Genomic DNA, 23,310 nt, shown 5'->3' with positions numbered 1-23,310 from the left:
AGGACTAACATAAAAAAAGCGAATGACATTGCGCTCCAAAAATCGCCCATATTTTACTTCATCTAATATACGACTGGTGCACCTGCATCATGATTAACATTACTGATTTCATGGCTTCTTATTTTTAGGAAAGCAATAGCAGTATTCCATAGTCAATTTCTTCCTGCTCTGCCTTCTGCCATGAAAAATGGCATTCGTTCGATCAGGTTTAGTTTAGCCACTTTCTGCTACTATGTCGGTTTTCCGTGCCACAAACCTAAGTTCATAGCCCTGATCGAAGCGGCATCCCCGATATTTCATCGGGATAAAGCGAAGAGCAGGACTAACATAAAAAAAAACGAATGGCATTGCGCTCCAAAAAAATCGCCCATATTTTACTTCATATAATATACGACTGGTGTTAACAACGGGATTAATAAGACTGGAAAAAGATAATCAACTCGCTTGAAGTGCTCATCATCAGAGACAAGTTATGGCTTCTGAGAAATTAAAACCTCTGCATTAATTTTATTCAGGTTATCTCGGATCAGGTTTAAGTCTTCAGCTTCCATATTTTTTAACGGAATAACCAGCTGCGTAGCCATCGAATCTACATCACCTCCCTTGTCTTTATAGGTCTGCACAATTACGTCGTCACCTTTGGTATGGATATACAATTTGCCGGAAGTAGTTGTGCCATAATAGTCCATATCTTTAAATTTCGACAGTTTAAATGCGAAATACTCTGTTTTACCGTTATTAAAATAACGCTTGTAACGGCAAAAGCCATTGTTGGTAACATTTAGTTCATAACGCTTTACCTGGTCGCTTTCCTGAGTGCTATCGTAATGATCGGTAAATGTTTTTTGAAGGAAATTGATCGATTGCGTTAAGGTTTCGGGATCGGAAAAAGCACATAAAAACATACAAAAAGCCGAAAGAAGGGATATTTTCAAGCAGAGTGTAAACTTTTTCATCAGGTTAGCGTTTTAAACACACCAATTTAATTAAAATCATAAATTTGTATATGAGTTTTTCTCCACAATCAAGAGTTTGGGTATACCAAAGCGATCGCAAATTTACTTCTGTTGAAGAAAGTGAGATCTTAAACAAATTAGCAGCTTTTACTAACCAGTGGAAAGCACATGGAAATGAATTGCTTGCAAAAGCAGAAATCCGCTATGGCTTTTTTATTATCCTAACGGTCGACGAAAGTCAGGCGGGCGTTACCGGTTGCTCTATTGATAGCTCTGTTCGCTTAATTAAAGAAATTGAACAGGAATACCATGTAGACCTTTTTAACCGCTTCAACATTGCCTATAAAGTAAATGGAGAAGTTGTGGTAAACAGCAAAGAAGATTTTGAAACTTTGGTAAATATTAAACAGGTAACACCAGAAACGATTGTTTTTAACAATATGGTACAAAATCTGGCCGAGCTGGATAGCAAATGGGAAGTTCCTTTCCAAAACAGCTGGCATTCTACTGTTTTTGCTCACTTATTGTAACCATATGTTCATTGTAGATCTTAAATATATTGTTCCGTTAACCGAGTTGGATGAACATATGGACGCCCATGTCCAATATTTAAAGAAATACTATAAAAAAAATATTTTTGTTGCCTCTGGCAGAAAAGTACCCCGAACTGGTGGAATTATTTTAGCCCTGGCAAAAGATGAAGATGAATTAAAAAAGATCCTAATGGAGGATCCTTTCTACAAACACAGGCTAGCCGATTTCTCCATTACACATTTCTTAACCTCACAATACCATCCTGATCTCGAATCACTTTTAGGAAAATAATTCTTAGAACCCGTAGTGATATCCCACATTATTTTCACTACTGCTCAAACAATTAGCTGGCAAAAAACATTATATTGGTTAAATCAAATAATGTCTATGAAGCGCTGGCTCAAAATCTCTTTAAAAATTATATCGGTTATTGTTGTTCTGATTATCCTCACCTGGTTGGCCGGAGCATTTTACATCAGTAGAAATAAAAAAGAAGTACTCGCTTCTATCCTATCACAGCTCAATAAAAATTTAAACGGAAAAATTACCGCTACAAACATGGAGCCAACACTCCTGAAAAGTTTTCCCGGGGTTTCGGTATCCTTAAACGGTGTTTTATTGAGAGATAGTTTATGGAACCAACATAAACACGATCTTTTAAAAGCGCAGGATATAGATGTATCGTTAAACGTACTTTCGCTCATTGTAGGTAACATCAACATTAAACAGATTGCCATCAACAATGCTGCTATTTATATCTACACCGATTCTACTGGTTATAGCAACACCAGTATTTTTAAAAGCAAATCTAAAACAGATAAAAAATCGTCACCAAAATCTTCCGCATTAGAAGTCAAAAAAATAGATTTTAATAAGGTTAGCCTGATATTAGATAACAAAAAGAGGTTCAAGTTATTCAATTTCGATATCGATCAGATCCAGGGCAGAATGCAATATCCTGATAGCGGATGGACAGGTAAAATCAAGTTAATGACGAAAGTGAACAGTTTCGCCTTTAATACCCGAAAAGGTAGCTTTTTGAAGGACAAGACGCTTGATGGAACATTAAATGCACATTACAGCCGCGAATTGGATGCGGTAATACTGAGTCCCGAAGTCCTGAACATTGGCGGGCACCCTTTTAAAATCGGTGCTAAAATAGAATTGGATAAATCTGCTTTTGCCATTAGCATAGCTGTTAATGATATTTTATTCAGAGATGTTGCCTTACTCTTATCGCCTAATATCTCTTCTAAACTCTTAAAGTTCGGCATAGAAAAACCGATCGATATCCGGGGAAATATTGTTGATGACGGATCAGGGAAATACGGAGATCCCTTGATCAAAGTAGGCATAACCGTTCGGGATAATGTGGTTTCTATTCCGGCAGGCAAATTAACGGCCTGTAATTTTGATGGCTCCTTTACCAATCGGGATACCGTGGGCGGTATTATTGGTGATGAAAATTCATCCATCAAATTCCACAGGCTTACGGCAAAATATTTTAATGCACCGCTTAAGATCGACACTTTCACAGTTAATAATTTGTCACGCCCGATTGCTACCGGATTGGTAACCTCACAATTTCCCCTATCCAATTTAAACAATTCATTAGGCACGAACGATTTTGAATTTAAAAACGGAACAGCCAACCTGAGGTTATATTGCAAGGCTGATATTGATAATTTCAGATTTACCAAACCTGTTGTTTCAGGTAAAGTACAGATTGCCGATGCCGATATCCTTTACATCCCCCGGAAGCTTCATCTGGTAAAAAGTGCTTTAAACATCAACTTCAACCAGAATGATTTATCGATACAGAACGGGCATTTCCAGTTAGGTAAAAGCGAGCTTAATGTAAACTGTAGCATCGCCAATTTTGCCAACCTGTATTATACTGCTCCCGAAAAAATATTGGTGAACTTAAAAATGTCGAGCCCTCAACTCTACCTAAAAGAGTTCTTACCTTTCTTAGGACCAAGAACAGCGAAGAAAAAATCGAGCGGAAACAAACAAGTGGTTTCCAAAGAGCTGAGCAATGTGCTGGAGCTTTCGAAAATGAATATCCGTTTAACCGTTGATAAAGCCATTTATGATAATTTTCTCGCCAAAAATCTCGATGCCGACATTTCTTTGCGTGGCGGAGGGATTTTCTTCAACAAAATAAGTGTGGCACATGCGGGTGGTCAGTTATCACTGAATGGAAATATTATGCAGGAAGCCGCCTCAAATAGCTTTAAAATCAATTCAAAAATCAGCCATGTGAGTGTTAAAGATTTCTTTTATTCATTTGATAACTTCGGCCAGAATACCATCACCAACAAAAATTTAAAGGGTTATTTATCAGCGTTGGCTAATATTTCCGGAAAAATATCGCATACGGGAAAAATTCTTCCACGATCGATAAACGGTAGAGTAGTATTTAATCTAAACAACGCAGCCCTGGTTAATTTCGACCCCATGGTTAAGGTAGGAAAATTTGCCTTTGCCAACAGGAACTTATCAAACGTAGAAATCAAAAACCTTGATGGAACACTTAACGTGCGTGGTGATAAAGTAGAAATTAGTCCGATGCAGGTAAACTCAAGCGCGTTAAACTTTAATGTAAAAGGCACCTATGCTTTAGGATATGGCACAAATGTAGAGATGGACATCCCGCTGAGAAACCCTAAAGGTGATGAAAACCTAACCAGATCAGAAAAAAGAGAAGCCCGCATGCGCGGCATCGTATTACACCTAAAAGCGGTAGATGACGAAAAAGGTGGAATAAAAATCAGGTGGAATAAGGATCACGACTAAACTAATAATTGAATGAGAGCGTTTTGAATGATTGAATGTGTTTGTATTTCCTTATTAGAAATTTTTGCACTCAATTATTCAATCACATCATTCAAAATTCAATCATTCAATCATTCAATCATTAGAAATCCAGCGGCCCTAACCTATTCATATTTCTTAAAATCAGATATTGACGGTGCCTGATGTATGGGGTTGCATTTTTGGGCGTCCACCTTCTGGGGTTTGGAAAACAGGAAGCAATTAAAGCGGCCTGTTTCCTGGTCAGTTTTGTACAGGATTTACCGTAATACTCCTGGGCGGCGGCTTCGGCGCCATAAATCCCATCGCCCATTTCGATTACGTTCAGGTAAACTTCCAATATTCTTTCTTTGCTCCAGAACAGTTCTATGAGTAAAGTAAAATAAGCTTCAAAACCTTTTCTTATCCACGACCGGCCAGGCCACAAGAAAACGTTTTTAGCTGTTTGTTGCGAAATGGTACTTCCACCCTTTACCTTTTTCCCTTTGGCATTACTGGCAAAAGCTTTTTCAATGGCTTTCATATCAAAACCGATATGTTTTAAAAAGAGCTGATCTTCGGCAGATACCGCAGCCCTTTTCATATTATCAGACATATCCTCGAATTTCACCCACTTTTTCTCTATTTTAAAAGATTTACCATCGGCTTTACGTTCAATGTTCCGTAGCACCATTAAAAGTGTAATAGGCGGATTGATAAAGCGCAGCGCAATTACCCAAAACACAGAAACCAGCAGAAAATATAAAAATACTTTCGTAGCAATATTGGTAATCTTCTTTAGAAGGGGGTGTTTTGATTTGCTTTTGGTTCTGCTTGTCCGCGTTTTCGCCATGGCGCAAAGGTAATTAAAGGGACGGAAGATGGGAAATGCAGAGGGCCGGTATAATGCGTTTTTTTTATCATCGAAAAACAACGCCAAAATGCAAAATTCTCGTGGTAAACCCTTATTGTACATGAAAATCAGTTTGTTTATGTATTTTGTGATTTCACATTTTTAAACAGAGTGCAAACAAAATTAACCAAATGAAAAAACTAGGCTATCTCTTTCTTGCTGTTACACTATGGAGTTGCAGTACAACCAAGAATATCAATAACAGATCTGAAAGGTGGATAACACTTTTTAACGGGAAAGACATTAAAGATTGGAACGTTAAAATCCACCATCATGATTACAATGTAAACTACGGAAATACATTTAGAGTTGAAGACGGGACAATACAGGTCCGATATGATCAATATGGCGATTTCAATGATCAGTTTGGTCATCTTTATTACAAAACACCCTTCTCTTACTATCATCTAAAATTAAAATACCGTTTTGTTGGCGAGCTGCAAAAAGGTGCGCCAAGTTATACTTTGCGTAATAGCGGAGTGATGTTCCATTCTCAAGATCCGAAAACCATGCCTAAAGAACAGGATTGGCCAATTTCGATCGAGATGCAGTTTTTGGGCGGTTTGAGCGATGGCCGTCCCCGCCCTACCGGAAACATGTGTTCACCAGGTACGGAGATTTTTTACAATGGCAGTAAGTTCCCGGGCCATTGTCTGGATTCGAAATCAAAAACATACGATGGCGACCAGTGGGTATCTGCCGAGCTTATTGTAATGGGCGATTCGGTTGTAAAACATATTATTAATGGTGATACCGTATTGCAGTATAACAAGCCACAAATTGGCGGAGGCGTAGCTAACCGTTTTGATCCGAAAATTAAAATTGATGGAAAAGCACTTACACAAGGTTTTATTGCCTTACAAAGTGAAGGACAGCCAGTTGATTTTAAAGATATCCAGATTATGGAGCTTCCGCACCATCATAACAAAAAATCTAATTAAACATTTTTCGATACTATACGTTACAAGAACATGAAAGTTGCATTAATTACAGGAGGAAGTAAAGGAATTGGTTTTGGTATTGCCGAAGCCCTTTTAAAAGAAGGTTATAAAGTAGCTATTACAAGCAGGACTATTGCCAGCGCAAACCAGGCTGCATCGCATCTGGTGGCTCATGGTGATGTACTGGCCATTGAAGCAGATGTCGCAGATTTTAAATCTCAGCAGGGTGCGGTAAACCTGATACTCGAAAAATGGGGACAATTGGATATACTCATTGCCAACGCTGGTGTAGGGCATTTTGCACCTATTGACGAGCTCGATGTAGATTTATGGAAAGAAACCATAGACACCAATTTAACAGGCGTTTTTTATAGCATTAAAGCAAGTGTTGAAGAAATCAAAAAGAACAAGGGACATATCTTTACCATTTCTAGTTTAGCAGGTACAAACTTTTTTGCAGGTGGCTCAGCTTACAATGCCAGTAAATTTGGTTTAACAGGTTTTACGCAATCAGTTATGCTCGATTTAAGAAAGTATGGCGTAAAAGTGAGTACCATTATGCCCGGATCGGTAGCTAGCCATTTTAACGATCACCAGCCCAATGCTGAAAATGATGCATGGAAAATCCAGCCAGAGGATATGGGCAAACTGATTGTTGATTTATTGGCCATGCCGGCAAGGACTTTGCCGAGTAAGGTAGAAATCAGACCAACCACGCCGAAGGGATAAAAATAATGGATAATTAAAAAGGGATATCGTTTACCATATCCTTTCTTAAATTATCCATTTTCCATAAAAAAAGGTCCCGATTTTCATCGCGACCTTTTTTTGATTCTTGAAAGAATGCTTATTCAGCAACTACTTCAAAAGGAACCTGAACTTTAACTTCTTTGTGTAAGTTTAAGTTAGCAACATATTCGCCAACAAATTTAGGTTCAGTTTCGAAAGTAATACGACGACGGTCTACATCAAAGCCTTGTGCTTTTAATGCTTCAGCAATCTGGATGGTGTTAACCGCTCCGAAGATTTTTCCGCTTTCGCCTGCTTTAGCACCGATTGAAAGTTTAACATCAGTTAAACGCTCAGCAACACCTTCAGCATCTTTCTTAATTTTATCTTGTTTAAAAGCAGCTTGCTTTAAGTTTTCAGCTAAAACTTTTTTAGCAGAAGAAGTAGCCAATGCTCCAAATCCTTGAGGGATTAAATAGTTACGGCCATAACCTGGCTTTACTGTAACTACATCATCTTTCTCGCCAAGGCCTTTAATATCTTGTTTTAAAATAATTTCCATATCTCTAGCCTCCTATTTTAATTGATCAGCAACGAAAGGTAACAAACCGATGTGACGGGCACGTTTAACTGCCTGAGCCACTTTACGTTGGAATTTTAACGAAGTACCAGTTAAACGGCGTGGTAACAATTTACCTTGATCGTTAATAAATTTCAACAAGAAATTTGCGTCCTTGTAATCGATGTATTTAATTCCGTTTTTCTTGAAACGGCAATATTTTTTACGGTTATCCTCTACTTTAGGGGCAGTTACGTATTGTATTTGTTCTCTTGCCATTACGCTGCAACCTCCTTAGTTTTTTTGTTAAAAGCACCACTACGCTTTTTCTCATTGTAAGCAACAGCGTGTTTGTCTAAACGGATTGTTAAGAAACGTAACACACGCTCATCGCGTTTTAATTCAAGCTCTAATTTTGCGATCAAATCACCTGAAGATTTGTATTCAGTTAAGTTGAAGAATCCGTTTGATTTTTTCTCAATTGGATACGCTAATTTTCTCAAACCCCAATTATCCTCTTGGACAATTTCGGCTCCGTTATCAACAAGGATTGCTTTATATTTGGCTAATGCCTCTTTAGCAACTTCTTCTGATAACAAAGGGGTTAGAACGATAACAGTTTCGTACTGATTCATTGTTATAAATTATGTTTTTAATTTTTAATCCCGAGGTATATTACGGGGATGCAAAAGTAACAATATATTTCTTAAAATCAAATGATTAATCAGAAAAAAGAAGAATCACAAGCAATTAAGAAAGAAAAAGTTACATGATAAAACGAAACATAGAAAAATGACCGCGAAACATTATCTCCTCACGATTCTGGCGCCTCAAATCTCATGTCGCATATCTCACATCCAATCTTACAAACAAAAAAGGGAGACTATCTATCCGACAATCTCCCCATATCAATTAGCTATTATGTTTAATAAGTTTGTATCGTTTTAACAAAACTCTCTTCTTTATACGTCACCACAAAGGTTAATTCTTTAGAATCTGTTTTGCTGATATTGAATTTCTTTGTCAACTGCGATTTATCTTTAAATACTTCGTTGTAAACCTCGTCATTGTATTCATTGTATACTTTAACTTCGATCGGATTTTTATCCAGGTTATCCAGATCAAGGGTAATAACCTGATCTTTTTTAGTATAAACCGGTTTAAATATGTTAGATACTTTTGGCTCAGACACCAATGCCTCACCATCTTTGATGGTTACGGTATATTTAGCCAGTTTTAATTCAGACTCTACTTTAAGCACATAGTTTCCATCAGGAAGTGCGTTTAAATCATAAACCTTGCTTGATAAAGCTGAAGCATGAATATTTTCTTCAAATAAAACTTCCTCATCTGCACCGATCAGCGACAGATTAACGTCTTCTGCCTTATCTACAGAAAAACGGATAAACTTTTCTTTTTCGCCTTTTACTTTTAATGTAAAATTATCATCGTTAGCGTGAACACCCGTAGCAGTAAAAAACAACGCTGCTATTAAACCGATTTTTAAGAACTTTTTCATAACCAATATTTTTAAAGAGTTAATAATTATATGACACCACTAAGGTATGGAGGTAACTGAGATATAGACGATTGCATATTTTCCAATATCTATGCTATATTACCCCAATTACAAGGGTATTTTGTCATAAGTTATAATAAAGCATATTTTTTATGTATTTTAGTGCAATAAATTAAAAAATAATGAAGCCAAGTTTCGAGGTTGTTGAGCCTTCTTTCGGGAGTTCATTCTATTATTCAAAATATGTGGAGAACGCCAACAACATGGCGCACCTATGGCATTACCATCCCGAAGTTGAAATGGTATTTGTAAATGGTGGTGCCGGGAAAAGGCAGATCGGCAGCCACGTTTCTTATTATACCGATGGTGATCTGATCCTGATCGGCAGCAACCTGCCCCATTGCGGATTTACAGACACCAATACGGGGAATAAAAACGAAACGGTAATCCAGATGAAGCCTGATTTTTTGGGTGCCACTTTTTTAGGCCTGCAGGAGATAAAAGGAATCCATGAGCTTTTTGATAAAGCAAAGGCTGGCATTGCATTTGGCACCGAAACCAAGAGCATGGTAGGCGACCGGATCGAAATGATGGACGATCAGCCACCATTCGACAGGCTTTTAACCCTGCTAAGCGTTTTAAAAGAACTTGAACATGCCAAAGATTACAAAATTCTAAATGCCGACGGGTTTTCGATGGAAATGCAGGTGCAGGATAACGACCGCATTAATATGATCTTTAACTATGTAAAAGATCATTTTCAGGATCAGATCAGTTTGCAGCACATCGCAGAAATGTCGAGCATGACTGTTCCCTCCTTTTGCCGCTATTTTAAAAAGATTACCAAAAAAACCTTTACACATTTTGTAAATGAATACAGGGTGGTACATGCTTCAAAGCTTCTGGCCGAAAAACCCATCAGTATTGCCAATATTTCTTACGAAAGCGGCTTTAACAACTTTAGCCATTTTAATAAACTGTTTAAGGAGTTTACCGGCAAAAGTGCTTCAGAATATAGGCATGAGCTTAAGTCGCTGATTAAATAATTGAATATGAACAAATATCTACTACTGATACTCTCAAACATCATCAACCTATCTCTTTACGCTCAATATGTTGATATTAATTTAGTAAACTGCAAAATAAGCGAAACCGAGCAAAAGAAGATAGAGAAACTGATTGCTTACGAACGCATGTTCTGTAACGAAATTTTTGAAACCAGAGAGAACATAACCGCACCTGTTAAAATAAATCTCTATGGGAAGAGTAAAGATTATCGGTTAGCACAAAAAACATATAATGCGCCAATAAATAGTGCTGGATTTTATATTGCCACAATTAACGAAGCCTTTGTGTATAAGAGCAGCGATTTTATTTCGGTAGCACTCCATGAGGCCAGCCATAGTATTTTCCAGTTTAATTTTAAAAAATCGCCTAAATGGTTAAACGAGGGCCTTGCAGAGTTTTTCGAAACACTAGATTTTGACAGCGAGGGGAATTTGTACTCCTATCCACAAAATGGTAGAATTAAGCGTATACAAGCAGGAATAGATTCGAGAGACAGCGAAAGGCTAAAAAATTTTTTCAAAATATACAGTGGTTCATTTTACGGACATGATATAGACGATAATTACAATACGGCCTACAGTGTGATCTACTTTTTTATAAAATCCAAAAGAACAGACCTGCTTAAAAAAATAATTAAACTCAATACACAGGGTTACGATACCGAAAAAGCGATTGATCTTACTTTTGGTAGTTTTGACCGGTTCGAAGAAAGATATAAGCTATTTTACAACTATCATAAATAAATTGTTCTTTTAAGCCTCCGGCCTGATCACATTACAACTTTTCAACATTCCAATCTTACCACATTCCAACTGATAAAAAATTCCTATTTTCGTGCCGATGGAAAATTTTATCGTTTCTGCCCGTAAATACCGCCCAGCCACCTTCGAAACCGTTGTTGGCCAGCAGCATATTACCGGTACGTTAAAAAACGCCATTAAAAACAATCAACTTGCCCAGGCATTTTTATTCTGCGGGCCTCGTGGTGTGGGTAAAACAACCTGTGCACGTATCCTTGCAAAAACCATTAACTGTACTAACCCTACAGCAGAAATGGAAGCCTGTGGCCAATGTGATAACTGCCTCTCTTTCCAGAACGGGCATTCTTTTAATGTGCATGAATTAGATGCGGCTTCAAACAACTCTGTTGATGATATCCGTAGCTTAATTGAGCAGGTTAGAATACCACCACAAGCAGGAAAATATAAGATCTATATCATTGATGAGGTTCATATGTTATCGCAGAGTGCATTTAATGCCTTTCTGAAAACATTGGAAGAACCACCTTCTTATGCTATTTTTATCCTGGCCACCACTGAGAAACATAAAATTCTGCCGACTATTTTATCACGTTGCCAGATTTTTGATTTCAACCGGATCCAAGTAGAAGATATTGCCAGCCATTTATCAACCATTGCCCAACGCGAAAATATCGCTTTTGAAAGCGATGGTTTGCATATTATTGCCCAAAAGGCAGACGGTGGATTGCGTGATGCACTTTCGATGTTCGATCAGATTGCCAGTTATGCAAACAAGAACATTACTTATAAAGCTGTAATCGATAACCTTAATATTTTAGATTACGATTATTTTTTCAAACTTACCTCTTATTTAACCGCAGCAGAAGTTAGCCAAACCCTACTCCTGTTCGACGAAATTTTAAATAACGGTTTCGATGGCAATAACTTTATAAATGGCCTTGCTTCACATTTCCGTAATTTATTGGTGGGTAAAGATGCATCGACCATTAAACTTTTAGAAGTTAGCGAGAACATCAAACAAAAATATCTCGATCAGTGCAGGCAAACAGAATTATCGTTTTTGTTAACGGCATTAAACCTGGCCAATACCTGCGATCTAAATTACAAGAATTCTAAAAACCAGCGTTTACAGGTAGAGCTGGCACTGATTAAAATGTGCCATATCCGGTCGGTCGTCAATTTAGCACAACAGCCTTTAAGCCCCAATAACACAGCAACTGACGTAGATCAGGATAAAAAAAAAACTAATGTCGTAACCGGGCAGGCAGAAAAACCAAAAACAGAAAACGAAAATACGGTCCAAGCCGTAGCGCCTGCGATTAAAAGTGCTGCTTTACCTAACATTCTTGCAGAAGAAAAGCCAAAGGAAACACCCAGGGTTGGTCCGCCACCATCTGCAACTTCCATCAGCATCAATATTCCCAAACCCAATGCGATAAGCACACTCATCCCATCTTTAAACGATCTGGACCGGGTTACACAGGAAGATGACGATAAGGGGCCAAAGAAAGTTACAGGCGAAGCCAGAGAACCTTTTAGTTACGACCGTTTATTGGAAGTATGGAATGCCTTCACTCAAAAAATGAAGGCGGCCGATAAAATCAATCTTTTTACCATCTTAAATAATTTCGCACCTACACTTTTAAATCCCGAGCTGATCGAAATTTCGGTAGAAAGTAAAACGCAGGAACATCTTGTACAACAAGAGTCTGTTGAGCTATTGAACTTTTTGAGAAATGAACTTAGCAACTTTGGTGTGGAGGTTACCTATAAACTTGTTGAACGTAAAATAGAAAACAGGCTTTATGGTAACCGTGAAAAGTATGATTACCTGGTAAACAAAAATCCAAAGCTCGACGAATTGCGCAAGAGATTTAACTTAGATGTTAATCCTTAATCAGTTTTCAGTTCACAGTTTTCAATTCTCGGCAGGCAAAAACTGTTGCTTGGAAACTGCTAACTGATCTTTGGCGTATCGTTAATCGGATAACCTTCTTCATCTAAGTCATCGCGGTTATCTTCGGGTGTACGGGCAAGTATTTCGTCTTCAGGACTGAGTTTAACACTTTCCCCATTATCAACATGCATACCCAGCTCTTCCAGGTTATCTTCGGCAACTTCTTCATTCCGTGCGTATTCATCACCAACGTATGGATTCGCTTCATCATAAGTAGAATCATCATCTTTAGCACCTGCAGCAACCGTTTCGTATCCCATCGGGTGGTCGTAATCCTTATCCGTACCTCTTACATCGAGCTCGTAACTCTGCTTATTTTCATCATAAGCGAGATTCTCTTTATTGATTTCGCTGTTTTCTGTGGTACTGTGTATTTTATCCTGCGATCCTTTATTCTCGTTATTTGCCATGATATTAGTGTTCTAATAATTTATATGAATATAACAAAATGATCCCGATAAGGTTTGTTCTAGCAAGAGAATCTTTCAATTATTGGGCGTGCCCCAAGCTGCGCAAGGGTCGGGCTATACACTTCAAGTCCTCGCCCGATGAAGAACCGGGCTGTGGGCTTTCCGTTGCTATCCCTCACGCAAGAAATTACCTGTCAAGTCATTTCGGTCTGTAGGGTCACAGATTTCGAAAGTTAGATTTTATAGTATTATAGCAATCCAGTGTGGATAAGTTTTCTCTAATTATATAATTTTATCATTTGGGCGTGCCCCAAGCTGCGCAAGGGTCGGGCTATACACTTCAAGTCCTCGCCCGATGAAGAATCGGGCTGTGGGCTTTCCGTTGCTATCCCTCACGCAAGAATCTACTTTCCAAATAAAAGACTCGTCGACCTCCTAGGAAAATGACTATAAATCTGACCACGTTAAACCATAAAAAAGCGCCCCGATTTTTATATCGGGACGCCAAAATATTTTAAGAGTTGTCAACTTCCACTCTAAAAGCATATTAAAGTTGACAACTCAAATTTAGCTTACAAACTAGCCAAAGAAGTATTTAATGTTTCACTTGGGCGCATGGCTTTGCTTGCCAATTCATCATTAGGGTTATAGTAACCGCCAATGTTTTGAGGTTTGCCTTGCGAACCGATCAACTCTTCGTTGATTTTGGCTTCATTTTCTAACAAAGTTTTAGCTAACGGTGCAAATCTAGCTTTCAGATCGGCATCCTTAGTTTGTGCAGCTAAAGCTTCGGCCCAATATAGAGCCAAGTAGAAGTGAGAACCACGGTTATCGATAGTACCCAATTTTCTGCCCGGAGATTTATCAGTTGCCAGGAATTTAGCATTAGCCTCATCCAAAGCATCGGCTAGTACCTGCGCTTTTGCATTATTTTGCGTTTGAGATAAATGCTCTAAAGAAGCCTGAAGAGCTAAAAATTCGCCAAGCGAATCCCAGCGTAAATAACCTTCTACAATAAATTGCTCAATATGTTTTGGGGCAGAACCACCAGCACCGGTTTCGAACAAACCACCACCGTTCATTAAAGGTACGATTGATAACATTTTAGCAGAGGTTCCTAGTTCTAAAATCGGGAATAAATCTGTCAAATAATCACGCAATACGTTACCGGTAACCGAAATGGTATCTAAACCTTTGCGGATACGCTCCAGGGTAAATTTAGTGGCTTCAATTGGCGCCAAAATGCGGATATCTAAACCTGTAGTGTCGTGGTCTTTTAAATAGGTATTTACTTTAGCAATGATTTCTCTATCGTGCGCCCTGTTTTCATCTAACCAGAACACGGCAGGAGTTTCTGATAAACGTGCCCTGTTAACCGCTAATTTTACCCAATCCTGAATTGGGGCATCTTTGGTTTGACACATACGGAAGATATCGCCTTTTTCTACTTTCTGATCAAAAAATACTTTACCATCAGCATCAGTTACGCGGATTGTTCCGGCAGCAGTAGCCTGGAAAGTTTTATCATGTGAACCATATTCTTCAGCTTTTTGTGCCATTAGGCCAACATTGGGTACCGAACCAATCGTAGTCACATCAAAGGCACCGTTTGCTTTACAGTCATCAATGGTTGCGGTGTAAACACCGGCATAACAGCGGTCTGGAATTAAAGCGATGGTATCTTGTGCTTTACCTTCTTTGTTCCACATCTGTCCCGAAGTACGGATCATGGCCGGCATCGAAGCATCAACAATCACATCCGATGGCACATGAAGGTTGGTAATTCCTTTATCAGAATTTACCATGGCCAGGGCCGGACCGTTTTCTATAGCCTGAGCCAAAGCAGCTTCAACTTCAGCTTGTTTTGCGTTGCCTGCAATTTTTGCGTAAACATCACCTAAACCATTTCTGGTATCAATGTTCAGTTCTTTGAAAAGATCGGCATATTTAGTAAACACATCTGCAAAGTAAACTTCAACAATGGCACCGAAAATAATCGGATCAGAAACCTTCATCATCGTTGCTTTTAAGTGCGCAGATAACAATACGCCTGCTGCCTTAGCTTCAGCAATTTCTTTAGCCACATAAGTTTTCAATGCCGATAAGCTCAATGCAGAACTATCAATCACCTCTCCTGCTTTTAATGGTGACAAAGCTTTTAATTCGGTTACAGCACCATCTGCAGCAACAAATTCTATTTTAAACTGGCCTGCTTCAGCAACAGTTGTAGATTTTTCAGAACCGTAAAAATCGCCTTCAGTCATGCTGGCCACTTTGGTTTTCGAATCTGCAGACCATTTACCCATCGAATGTGGGTTTTGTTTAGCGTAGTTTTTAACCGCTTTAGGCGCTCTACGATCAGAGTTACCCTCACGTAAAACCGGATTTACAGCCGAACCTAAAACTTTTGCATATTTAGCTTTAATTGCTTTTTCTTCGTCGCTCTGTGCATTATCAGGATAATTTGGAATGGCAAAACCCTGCGCCTGCAGCTCGCTAATTGCACCTACCAACTGAGGGATAGAAGCAGAAATATTTGGTAATTTGATAATGTTAGCTTCTGGAGTGGTAGCCAAGGCACCAAGCTCTGCTAAAGCATCACCAATTTTTTGATCGTCTTTTAAATACTCAGGAAAGTTTGCCAAAATTCTTCCTGCTAAAGAAATATCTCTGGTTTCTACATCAATACCCGCTGACGCAGTAAAAGCTTGTACAATAGGTAAAAGTGAGTAGGTTGCCAACATTGGCGCCTCGTCGGTTTTGGTGTAGATAATTTTTGATGTATTTGACATGTTTATATTGATTTTGCTTATTAAGGTTTACTATTCAATCGGTTTCCAGGTTTGTAAGCCGATCTTTTTAAAATCGCCTAAAGATAAAATAATCGAATGAATTAAGGAACATCGCAATGTTATTTATGACTTGAATAAAGGCTTAAATGTTAAAAATATAGTTACATTTTTTATATTAGTTAAGAACTATTTAAAACCAAGCAATCTACTTTGAAAACGCTCAATTACAAACTTCCTGAAAGATTAGAAAAAATACTTGCCACGAATGAGTACATTGTACATGGGCGTATGATAATCTCAGCACTAGTTTACCAAGAGAAAGATCTTATTGTAAACTTTGATCTCTATCCTGGTTCCGATAGACAAAGCAAGCATATATGGGAATTAAAAATTATCAATATCGCAGCTGAGAATTTTTCAAGATCCTGGACTACACATTTTTCATTCTATTCTGACCATTTTTTACTTTATGAATTGACGGATGTAAAAGGCGATCTTTATTACAATGGGAAAGCAAAAAATTCAGAAAAACTATTTATAGACCTATATAGAACCCATTTAAAAACCTACTACGACAATTTTCCTTTCGCTTATGGCATAAATGCCGCTATGGATATTTTTAAATTATGTAAGGATGGTTCGGGTATGTTTGCTCGTGGTCCAAAACAGGTTTTAGAAAGGTATCAGATATGCCTAGCGAAACACAATATCAAATCAAATTTTGTAGAAAGTTCAGTTAAGCCTGAAAATAAATTAAAACTCTTAATCTTTGGTGAAAGTTATTTTATTGGGGAAGAATTTTTATTTACAGAAGTATAAATAATTGGTTCTAGCAATATCGCTATAGTTTTAAGTGATTTTTTAGGATAGCAACATTTTTTTGGAGCGCAATACCATTCGCTATTTTTAAAGTCATTCCTGCTCTCCTCTTTATCCCGATAGAAAAAATCAGGATGCCCGCTCCGATCAGGGCTAGAAACTTAGGCTTGTAGCACAGAAAATAAATATATTAGCAGAAAATGACCTAACTAAACCTGATCGAACGAATGCCATTTTTCATGGCAGCAGGAAGAGCAGGAAGAAATTAACCGATGGAATGCTGCAATTGCTTTTCAAAGAAATAAACGACCATATTATAATAAGGTATAGTTCTATCTGTCTCTATTGCAATACCACAATATTTTTTTGTCAACCAATTCTTTGGCTAAACTTTTGTAGCGTCAAAACCATATATCTATCTACTTTAAAATTTTTAATTTAAATGACCGAACCTACTTTAGATCAACAGTTAAATGCCCGCAAATTCGAAGAGGCTAAAAGCATGATGCAAAATGGCGAAAAACTCTCTAAAAGTATCCAGGAGCATCATAAATCATCTATTTTTGATCACCTGGTAAGAGAAAAACAATACGAAATCCTGAGTATGATGCTAACGGATAAGACCATCGAAACCGACATTTATGAATTCGACAGTTTTGACAAAAGCATTTTTCAGGCTATTGTCCGCAACCTTGGTAATGACGATGAAGATATTGCATTTTTCAATGAATTTATTACTCATTTCGACAACTTAAATGACGAGGTTAACACCAAAACACTATTAAGTTATTTCTTCGAAAACGGAGTGAGTTTAGCGCTGATCAAAACATGTATCGATGCAGGGTGCACAGCTAACTTCAAAAACAATGCAGAGGAAAACTACATCCATCAGGTAGTGAAAAGCAGTTTCCGAAGGTATAACCTAAACGATGAACAGACTACCGATCTGCTTAAAGGATATATCGATATTCTCCTTAACGAAGGTGTTGATATTAATGAAGGCAATGTGGTGCAGGAAAGCCCATTAATTACCGCAATAAAATTTAACAAGAAAAATTTAATTGCCCATCTGCTCGAAAATGGCGCCGATCCCAATCATACCGACCGCGATGGAAATTCAGCTTTCTTTTATGCCGTGGCACATTCACAGAGCGAAAACATCTACGATACAATGCGCAATTTTGCTTTACCAACTTTCGATCAGGTTAATAAAAACGGCGAAACACTATTATTCGAATATGTTCGGATGATGTCTAACAGCGAAAGTGGCATCAACTTCCTTAAAAAACTGATTGAAGATGGCGCCGATTTATATCAGGCCAGTACCTGGTACGGCGCAGATACTACTCCATTGGATATTATAGCCGAAAAACCGGCTGATATTTTACAGGCTGTTTTGGAAACCGGACACGTAGATGTAAACAGGGCCGATAATAAAGGGAATACCCTGTTGCATAAAGTTTGTGCCTACAATGTAAATTACGAAGCAGAAAAAGCGAAAGAAACCTATCGAAAAGTAAAGCTCCTGCTCGAAAACGGTGCAGATATTGCTATCACCAACGATCAGGATAAAAGCGCACTGATGCTTGCATCTGATGATAACCTAAAAATAAAAACTGTAGAACTGCTCATGAAACAATCTTAACATATGTCGATGTCATTTATTATTGCCTGCGAAAGCGGCAAGCGCAAAATAGCCGAACTTTTATTGGCCAACCAAGAGGTAGAGGTAGATTATACAGATGAAAAAGGCAGAACAGCCCTTCATTATGCCGCTCACCGTGGATATTTAGACCTTGTACAGATTTTAATAGATCGTGGGGCAGCTTTAGATTACGAAGATCATGCTGGAGAAACACCTTTTTACTTTGCCTGTTTACAAAAACAGAAACAAACCGCACTGTTTCTTTTAGATAAAGGTGCAAGAGTTGACATTAAGGATTTTAAAGGCAACAGTTTATTACACCTTACTGCACAAAGCGGACAGATTGAAGTATTAGAAAAACTACTTAATCAAGGTCTTGAAGTTGACGGTGAAAATAACGAGGCAGAAACGCCCTTGCTTATTGCTGCAAGCTGGAGGAATAAAGAAATTGTTCAAAAATTATTGGAATTTGGCGCCAATATCAACACCACTAATAAACATGGCGATTCACCCTTAATATTTGCGGTTAAATCTAAAAACACACCAATGGTTGAGTTTATTCTCGAAAAAGGTGGAAATATCAACCATATTAATCATGCCGGAGAATCGGCATTACTAATTGCCTGTTATGATGCCAACAGGATGTTGACCAAAACATTGGTAGAAAAGGGCGCAGATGTATTCGTTTCATCAAAAGATGGCCTCTCGCCCATCTGGTATGCCTGCGCTAATAACCAGAAAGAAATTGTTGATTTATTTTTAACCAACGGTATAGATGTAAACTATGCAAAACCACTTTCTGGTAACGACGATTCGATGTATTCGTACTTAGAATGGGTAGAAACCGCCAATAACATTTCCATTTCGGCCAGCTTCTCTTTCGATAACAATTACAACTATGGAGGCGAAAGCCTGTTGCATGTAGCAGCTAAAAGTGGCCATTTAAGTATGTTAAAGCTATTAATAGAGAAAGGAGCGAATGTTAATATTCAGGATGAAAGCGGGAACACTGCCTTACATTACTCGGCTGCCAATGGTAAAAAAGATGCTGTAAAATTTTTACTCGAAAAATCAGCTGACCCTTCCATTGTAAATGTAAAGGAACAGAAAGCAATAGATTATTCGAATATTAAGGGGTTTAATGAAATTACGGAACTCTTGTTGAAATATGGCCTTCCAGCTAATCCAAATGTGCAAGGAACAAGTACAGTATCATCAGAAAATACTGCTGAAGCTCCGAAAAATGATATAGCTGCGAAAAAACAGGCATTATTAGATTTAAAAGAGTTACTCGATGCCGGTATTTTATCGCAGGAAGAATTTGATGCAGAAAAAGCTAAGATTTTAAAAGCTTAAGCTATTAAAACACCAAAAATTTTCATCCTTAAAATTTTAGTTATAAATTTATGTACTATCTATGGATTTCGCCAACATTCCGCATCCTTAGGTAGTACTTAAAACCATTACTAATCAGATGAAAATTGCTACTAAATTACTCTCTCTCCTTATTTTCTTATCATTTCAAGCCGTTTTCGCGCAGACCGCAGAGGATAAAGCGCTGGCAAAAACAAAAGCACAGCAAGCTTATAAACTTGAAGATGAAGAAGGTAAATTTGATGAAGCCATCAAATTACTAGAAGAATCGCAAAAACTTGATCCTGAAAATATCACTTATCCCTACGAACTCGCGTATTCTTATTCTGGCAAAAAAGATCATCAGAAAGCTGCCGAAATTTTAGAAAAATTAACCAAACACAAGGATGTTTACGATCTGGTTTATCAAGCTTTAGGCAATGCCTACGATTACCTGCGCCAGCCCGAAAAAGCCATTGAAACCTATGAAAAGGGCTTAAAAAAATTTCCTAAGTCTGGTAAGATATATACTGAGCTGGGCAATATGCAATTGAATAAGCAAGATTTTAACAACGCGATAAAATATTACGAAAAAGGCATCGAAGTAGAGCCTTCATATGCTGCAAATTATTATAGAGCAACAAAAATATACCTCGGTTCTACAGAAAAAATATGGGGCATGCTTTATGGTGAGCTATTTATGAACCTGGAAAGAAACACCAAACGCACCCGGGAAATAAGCAAGCTTCTTTTTGATACTTATACAAGCCAGATCCAGGTTAAGGGAGACACTACAAAAATATCCTTCGCAAAAAACCATACACTTACACTCGATGCGCTTAAGGATCCAAAAAACTTTAAAATGCCTTTTTCAGTCGTTTATGAAATGAACCTAAGCTTGGCCGTTGCTGGTCAGAAAGAAATTAACTTAAACAGTCTGAGCGATATTAGGGCAAATTTCCTTAAAAACTTTATAAAAGGGGGCAACGATAAAAAGTACCCAAACATTCTTTTCGATTATCAGCAGAAACTTGCAGAACAGGATTTTTTAGCGCCTTATAACTACTGGATTTTAATGATGGGGGATGAGGTTGCTTTTAATAAATGGCAACTTGGCAACAGTTCCAACTGGAATAACTTTATGAAATGGTTCAGCGGAAATGCATTATCGGTTGATGATGCCCATAAATTCTACCGTTTACAATATCAATAACCTCCATAAACATTGTTACTACAATATTCGTCATGAAAAGCTTTAAACCATTAATATTCGTACTCTCTTTATTATCGATATTTATTTATAGCTGTTCCCCAAAGCTTTATATTGACGAAGATAAACGTTATCAGGCCGGAACACTGACCGATGCGCAGATGGATTCGCTGCATCTTTTTTTAAAAGAAAACCAGAGGCTTGCCTTAAAAGATACCATTATCATCAAATACGATTTCAATAAGGACGCCTGTTGGAAAGACCTTAACTATCAGAACGCAGAATTCCTGAACAATGTAAGATGGACCTTTCAAAAAAACATTCTCGAAAAAGCCGAGGCCAGGCCGAAAGTTGCCATTTACCAATACCGTGAGATCGGAGAAAGTTTTAGTCAGGTCAAATCGAAAGGCTTAGAAATAGAAACCGATTCGGGTTTTCTTAGAAAATTATTATTTAAAGAAGTTACATCTTGCGGCACCTCGGCAGTTATCCTTCCCAACGGGAAGTTCTTACTGGTAAAATCAGATCCTCAATTCTCTGCGCTGATATTAAACGCTAAAGACATCGAAAAGAAATTACAGGAAAATCTGGTTAAATAAGGCCAGAAGCAATCCAGATTTAATTTAGAAAGGATTTAACAAAATTTAACTAAAATATTAGGTGTAATTCTTTAATTTAGTTTTAACTAATCATTTGCGAATTAACAACTGGAAATTTATGCTCAAATTCCTTTGCTCCACTCTCATACTACTAAAAACGTATCATCTTTCGGTGATCAGATTTTGGTTGCTCAATAATAGCTCAATTTTAAAAGAATTATATAAAAGTACTTCCCTCTTGTTAACCATAGCATTGAACCAGGGAAAATAATATGCGCTCTCCAGGAAGGTACTCCAGGGTACTTTCCTTTTATTGTTTTATAGTGATCTTTTGTGTACCGGGCAAAACCATCTGTCCGTTTTGATGTTATATTTTTCTGAAACTAATTCCTTTATCAAAACGGGTTAACATGAAAAATAAAATTTTCTGCACAACAATACTTTCATCCCTTATTCTTTTCGGATGTCAGTCTGATTCAGGTTCGCAAAAGCAAGGAGAAGATACAACACTTACCACCAAAAGCGGAATACTAGATTTACCTGCACCCGATACCAATGCGGCCAAAAGTAAATTTAGCAAGGTTATCGATTGGCCTGAAGGTAAAACGCCCATTGCCCCAGCGGGTTTTGTGGTAACTAGATTTGCTTCAAACATTAAAAGCCCGCGCAATACTTATATTGCACCAAACGGGGATGTACTGGTAGCGCTTTCTAATTCGGAAAGAAGCACTGCAGAAGCCGTTGCCAATGCAGTAACCGGCAAAGCTAAATCTGAAGTACCCGGTAAAAGTGCCAACACGATTTTATTATATCGCGATGAAAATAAAGATGGTAAGCCAGAAACTGTTACCACTTTTTTGAATGGGCTCAATCAGCCTTATGGAATGCTGATTATTGGCAATTCTTTTTATGTAGCCAATACCGATGGCTTGTGGCAATTTCCTTATAAAACCGGTGACACGAAAATAAACGCTACCGGCAAAAAAATCCTGAGTCTCCCAGCCGGTGGATATAACAATCATTGGACGAGAAATTTAATTGCCAATGCGGATAAAAGCAAAATTTATATTACCGTCGGATCGGGCAGTAATGTTGGTGAAAATGGAATGGAAAACGAGGTAAAAAGAGCTAATGTACTGGAAATCAATCCAGATGGAACAGGTGAGGAAATTTATGCAAGTGGTTTACGTAACCCTGTGGGAATAGATTGGGCGCCAGCTACAAACATGCTTTGGACGGCTGTAAATGAACGCGATGGATTGGGGGACGACCTTGTTCCCGATTATATTACCAGTGTTAAACCCGGGGCCTTCTATGGGTGGCCGTATTCTTATTTTGGTCAAAATGAAGATCCCCGTTTAAAAGGTAAAAATCCGGAGCTGGTTAAAAAAGCAATTGTGCCTGATGTAGCAGTGGGCGCGCATACCGCCTCTTTGGGCTTAGCTTTTTACAAAGGCACAAAATTTCCTCAAAAATATCAGGGAGGTGCATTTATAGGTCAGCATGGGTCGTGGAACCGCTCTACCATTTCCGGCTACAAAGTTGCATTTGTACCCTTTAAAGATGGAAAGCCAACAGGCAAACCAGAGGATTTTTTAACTGGTTTTGTGGCTGATGCTGATAAGGCCGAAGTTTATGGTCGTCCTGTTGGCGTTACCTTAACACCCGATGGAGCATTACTGGTTGCCGATGATGTTAGTGGCATAATTTGGAGGGTTGCTGCTAAATAGTTTACAAAATAACCACAGG

22 protein-coding genes are annotated in these 23,310 nt (G+C 38.1%); 14 read left to right on the top strand and 8 right to left on the bottom strand.

Annotated features, from left to right (window positions below):
- Positions 1-470 precede the first annotated feature (470 nt).
- The gene (locus tag ACTJKN_RS23805) at positions 471-956 is read right to left on the bottom strand and encodes a hypothetical protein (protein WP_440828189.1); all 486 of its coding nucleotides are present in this window, start codon (positions 954-956) and stop codon (positions 471-473) included.
- 50 nt (positions 957-1,006) lie between these two features.
- On the opposite strand from ACTJKN_RS23805, the gene ACTJKN_RS23800 reads away from it, so the two are divergent.
- The 3 genes from ACTJKN_RS23800 to ACTJKN_RS23790 all read left to right on the top strand — a co-directional run bounded on the left by ACTJKN_RS23800 (position 1,007) and on the right by ACTJKN_RS23790 (position 4,289).
- On the top strand, positions 1,007-1,486 hold the full coding sequence (locus ACTJKN_RS23800) for an ABC transporter ATPase (protein ID WP_440828188.1): 480 nt from the start codon (positions 1,007-1,009) through the stop codon (positions 1,484-1,486).
- 4 nt (positions 1,487-1,490) lie between these two features.
- A complete protein-coding gene (locus ACTJKN_RS23795) occupies positions 1,491-1,781 on the top strand; it encodes a YciI family protein (protein WP_440828187.1) in 291 nt (96 codons plus the stop codon).
- Positions 1,782-1,877: 96 nt separating this feature from the next.
- Complete coding sequence (locus ACTJKN_RS23790) at positions 1,878-4,289, top strand: AsmA family protein (protein ID WP_440828186.1); 2,412 nt, start codon at positions 1,878-1,880, stop codon at positions 4,287-4,289.
- A gap of 121 nt (positions 4,290-4,410) precedes the next feature.
- On the opposite strand, the gene mtgA is transcribed toward ACTJKN_RS23790, so the two are convergent.
- On the bottom strand, positions 4,411-5,139 hold the full coding sequence (mtgA, locus tag ACTJKN_RS23785; protein ID WP_440828185.1) for a monofunctional biosynthetic peptidoglycan transglycosylase: 729 nt from the start codon (positions 5,137-5,139) through the stop codon (positions 4,411-4,413).
- A 191-nt stretch (positions 5,140-5,330) separates the two neighbouring features.
- Here mtgA and ACTJKN_RS23780 point away from each other — a divergent pair, with 191 nt between their 5' ends.
- Positions 5,331-6,140: a 3-keto-disaccharide hydrolase gene (locus ACTJKN_RS23780; protein ID WP_440828184.1), complete on the top strand. Its 810-nt coding sequence runs from the start codon at positions 5,331-5,333 to the stop codon at positions 6,138-6,140.
- Between the two features lie 30 nt (positions 6,141-6,170).
- The gene (locus tag ACTJKN_RS23775) at positions 6,171-6,869 is read left to right on the top strand and encodes an SDR family oxidoreductase (protein ID WP_215132307.1); all 699 of its coding nucleotides are present in this window, start codon (positions 6,171-6,173) and stop codon (positions 6,867-6,869) included.
- 118 nt (positions 6,870-6,987) lie between these two features.
- Here ACTJKN_RS23775 and rplI read toward each other — a convergent pair whose 3' ends face one another.
- The 4 genes from rplI to ACTJKN_RS23755 all read right to left on the bottom strand — a co-directional run bounded on the left by rplI (position 6,988) and on the right by ACTJKN_RS23755 (position 8,947).
- Positions 6,988-7,431, bottom strand: a complete 444-nt coding sequence (gene rplI / locus ACTJKN_RS23770; RefSeq protein ID WP_029277406.1) for a 50S ribosomal protein L9 — start codon at positions 7,429-7,431, stop codon at positions 6,988-6,990.
- 12 nt (positions 7,432-7,443) lie between these two features.
- Positions 7,444-7,707 carry a 30S ribosomal protein S18 gene (rpsR, locus tag ACTJKN_RS23765; protein ID WP_010599582.1) on the bottom strand — a complete coding sequence of 88 codons (264 nt, stop codon included), beginning with the start codon at positions 7,705-7,707 and terminating at the stop codon, positions 7,444-7,446.
- Positions 7,707-8,063, bottom strand: coding sequence for a 30S ribosomal protein S6 (gene rpsF, locus ACTJKN_RS23760; RefSeq protein ID WP_029277408.1), 357 nt, complete (start codon positions 8,061-8,063; stop codon positions 7,707-7,709). Before rpsF ends, rpsR begins: the two co-directional genes overlap by 1 nt.
- A 290-nt stretch (positions 8,064-8,353) precedes the next feature.
- Positions 8,354-8,947 carry a hypothetical protein gene (locus ACTJKN_RS23755; protein ID WP_440828183.1) on the bottom strand — a complete coding sequence of 198 codons (594 nt, stop codon included), beginning with the start codon at positions 8,945-8,947 and terminating at the stop codon, positions 8,354-8,356.
- Between the two features lie 182 nt (positions 8,948-9,129).
- Between ACTJKN_RS23755 and ACTJKN_RS23750 the strand changes: the two genes are divergently transcribed.
- The 3 genes from ACTJKN_RS23750 to ACTJKN_RS23740 all read left to right on the top strand — a co-directional run bounded on the left by ACTJKN_RS23750 (position 9,130) and on the right by ACTJKN_RS23740 (position 12,673).
- Positions 9,130-9,993 (top strand): AraC family transcriptional regulator, encoded by an 864-nt coding sequence (locus tag ACTJKN_RS23750; RefSeq protein ID WP_440828182.1) that lies wholly within the window; start codon positions 9,130-9,132, stop codon positions 9,991-9,993.
- 6 nt (positions 9,994-9,999) lie between these two features.
- Positions 10,000-10,758, top strand: a complete 759-nt coding sequence (locus tag ACTJKN_RS23745) for a DUF1570 domain-containing protein (RefSeq protein WP_440828181.1) — start codon at positions 10,000-10,002, stop codon at positions 10,756-10,758.
- A gap of 97 nt (positions 10,759-10,855) precedes the next feature.
- On the top strand, positions 10,856-12,673 hold the full coding sequence (locus ACTJKN_RS23740; protein WP_440828180.1) for a DNA polymerase III subunit gamma/tau: 1,818 nt from the start codon (positions 10,856-10,858) through the stop codon (positions 12,671-12,673).
- Between the two features lie 59 nt (positions 12,674-12,732).
- On the opposite strand, the gene ACTJKN_RS23735 is transcribed toward ACTJKN_RS23740, so the two are convergent.
- Positions 12,733-13,143 carry a hypothetical protein gene (locus tag ACTJKN_RS23735; RefSeq protein ID WP_440828179.1) on the bottom strand — a complete coding sequence of 137 codons (411 nt, stop codon included), beginning with the start codon at positions 13,141-13,143 and terminating at the stop codon, positions 12,733-12,735.
- A gap of 572 nt (positions 13,144-13,715) precedes the next feature.
- Positions 13,716-15,935, bottom strand: coding sequence for an NADP-dependent isocitrate dehydrogenase (locus ACTJKN_RS23730; protein ID WP_440828178.1), 2,220 nt, complete (start codon positions 15,933-15,935; stop codon positions 13,716-13,718).
- Between the two features lie 210 nt (positions 15,936-16,145).
- On the opposite strand from ACTJKN_RS23730, the gene ACTJKN_RS23725 reads away from it, so the two are divergent.
- From ACTJKN_RS23725 to ACTJKN_RS23700, 6 genes are all read left to right on the top strand, one after another.
- Entirely contained in the window at positions 16,146-16,754 is a 609-nt protein-coding gene (locus ACTJKN_RS23725; RefSeq protein WP_440828177.1) for a hypothetical protein, read from the top strand.
- Between the two features lie 442 nt (positions 16,755-17,196).
- On the top strand, positions 17,197-18,399 hold the full coding sequence (locus ACTJKN_RS23720) for an ankyrin repeat domain-containing protein (protein WP_440828176.1): 1,203 nt from the start codon (positions 17,197-17,199) through the stop codon (positions 18,397-18,399).
- 9 nt (positions 18,400-18,408) lie between these two features.
- Positions 18,409-19,755, top strand: a complete 1,347-nt coding sequence (locus ACTJKN_RS23715; protein ID WP_440828175.1) for an ankyrin repeat domain-containing protein — start codon at positions 18,409-18,411, stop codon at positions 19,753-19,755.
- A 118-nt stretch (positions 19,756-19,873) separates the two neighbouring features.
- Positions 19,874-20,965, top strand: coding sequence for a tetratricopeptide repeat protein (locus ACTJKN_RS23710; RefSeq protein WP_440828174.1), 1,092 nt, complete (start codon positions 19,874-19,876; stop codon positions 20,963-20,965).
- Positions 20,966-20,997: 32 nt separating this feature from the next.
- The gene (locus ACTJKN_RS23705) at positions 20,998-21,561 is read left to right on the top strand and encodes a hypothetical protein (protein WP_440828173.1); all 564 of its coding nucleotides are present in this window, start codon (positions 20,998-21,000) and stop codon (positions 21,559-21,561) included.
- Between the two features lie 410 nt (positions 21,562-21,971).
- Positions 21,972-23,291, top strand: coding sequence for a PQQ-dependent sugar dehydrogenase (locus ACTJKN_RS23700; RefSeq protein WP_440828172.1), 1,320 nt, complete (start codon positions 21,972-21,974; stop codon positions 23,289-23,291).
- Positions 23,292-23,310: the final 19 nt, after the last annotated feature.

Source organism: Pedobacter sp. 22163, from assembly GCF_052045595.1.
In the GTDB taxonomy this organism is placed as follows: Bacteria; Bacteroidota; Bacteroidia; order Sphingobacteriales; family Sphingobacteriaceae; genus Pedobacter.
This window is presented reverse-complemented; position numbering and strand designations above follow the sequence as displayed.

Bases quoted from the DNA above. Each gene is read 5' to 3' on its own strand.
- ACTJKN_RS23715 (WP_440828175.1), top strand. From the start codon at position 18,409: ATGTCATTTATTATTGCCTGCGAAAGCGGCAAGCGCAAAATAGCCGAA.
- ACTJKN_RS23730 (WP_440828178.1), bottom strand. From the start codon at position 15,935: ATGTCAAATACATCAAAAATTATCTACACCAAAACCGACGAGGCGCCA.
- ACTJKN_RS23805 (WP_440828189.1), bottom strand. From the start codon at position 956: ATGAAAAAGTTTACACTCTGCTTGAAAATATCCCTTCTTTCGGCTTTT.
- rpsR (WP_010599582.1), bottom strand. From the start codon at position 7,707: ATGGCAAGAGAACAAATACAATACGTAACTGCCCCTAAAGTAGAGGAT.
- ACTJKN_RS23700 (WP_440828172.1), top strand. From the start codon at position 21,972: ATGAAAAATAAAATTTTCTGCACAACAATACTTTCATCCCTTATTCTT.
- ACTJKN_RS23780 (WP_440828184.1), top strand. From the start codon at position 5,331: ATGAAAAAACTAGGCTATCTCTTTCTTGCTGTTACACTATGGAGTTGC.
- ACTJKN_RS23735 (WP_440828179.1), bottom strand. From the start codon at position 13,143: ATGGCAAATAACGAGAATAAAGGATCGCAGGATAAAATACACAGTACC.
- ACTJKN_RS23745 (WP_440828181.1), top strand. From the start codon at position 10,000: ATGAACAAATATCTACTACTGATACTCTCAAACATCATCAACCTATCT.
- rplI (WP_029277406.1), bottom strand. From the start codon at position 7,431: ATGGAAATTATTTTAAAACAAGATATTAAAGGCCTTGGCGAGAAAGAT.
- ACTJKN_RS23710 (WP_440828174.1), top strand. From the start codon at position 19,874: ATGAAAATTGCTACTAAATTACTCTCTCTCCTTATTTTCTTATCATTT.
- rpsF (WP_029277408.1), bottom strand. From the start codon at position 8,063: ATGAATCAGTACGAAACTGTTATCGTTCTAACCCCTTTGTTATCAGAA.
- ACTJKN_RS23720 (WP_440828176.1), top strand. From the start codon at position 17,197: ATGACCGAACCTACTTTAGATCAACAGTTAAATGCCCGCAAATTCGAA.
- ACTJKN_RS23705 (WP_440828173.1), top strand. From the start codon at position 20,998: ATGAAAAGCTTTAAACCATTAATATTCGTACTCTCTTTATTATCGATA.
- ACTJKN_RS23755 (WP_440828183.1), bottom strand. From the start codon at position 8,947: ATGAAAAAGTTCTTAAAAATCGGTTTAATAGCAGCGTTGTTTTTTACT.
- ACTJKN_RS23740 (WP_440828180.1), top strand. From the start codon at position 10,856: ATGGAAAATTTTATCGTTTCTGCCCGTAAATACCGCCCAGCCACCTTC.
- mtgA (WP_440828185.1), bottom strand. From the start codon at position 5,139: ATGGCGAAAACGCGGACAAGCAGAACCAAAAGCAAATCAAAACACCCC.
- ACTJKN_RS23750 (WP_440828182.1), top strand. From the start codon at position 9,130: ATGAAGCCAAGTTTCGAGGTTGTTGAGCCTTCTTTCGGGAGTTCATTC.
- ACTJKN_RS23800 (WP_440828188.1), top strand. From the start codon at position 1,007: ATGAGTTTTTCTCCACAATCAAGAGTTTGGGTATACCAAAGCGATCGC.
- ACTJKN_RS23790 (WP_440828186.1), top strand. From the start codon at position 1,878: ATGAAGCGCTGGCTCAAAATCTCTTTAAAAATTATATCGGTTATTGTT.
- ACTJKN_RS23775 (WP_215132307.1), top strand. From the start codon at position 6,171: ATGAAAGTTGCATTAATTACAGGAGGAAGTAAAGGAATTGGTTTTGGT.
- ACTJKN_RS23795 (WP_440828187.1), top strand. From the start codon at position 1,491: ATGTTCATTGTAGATCTTAAATATATTGTTCCGTTAACCGAGTTGGAT.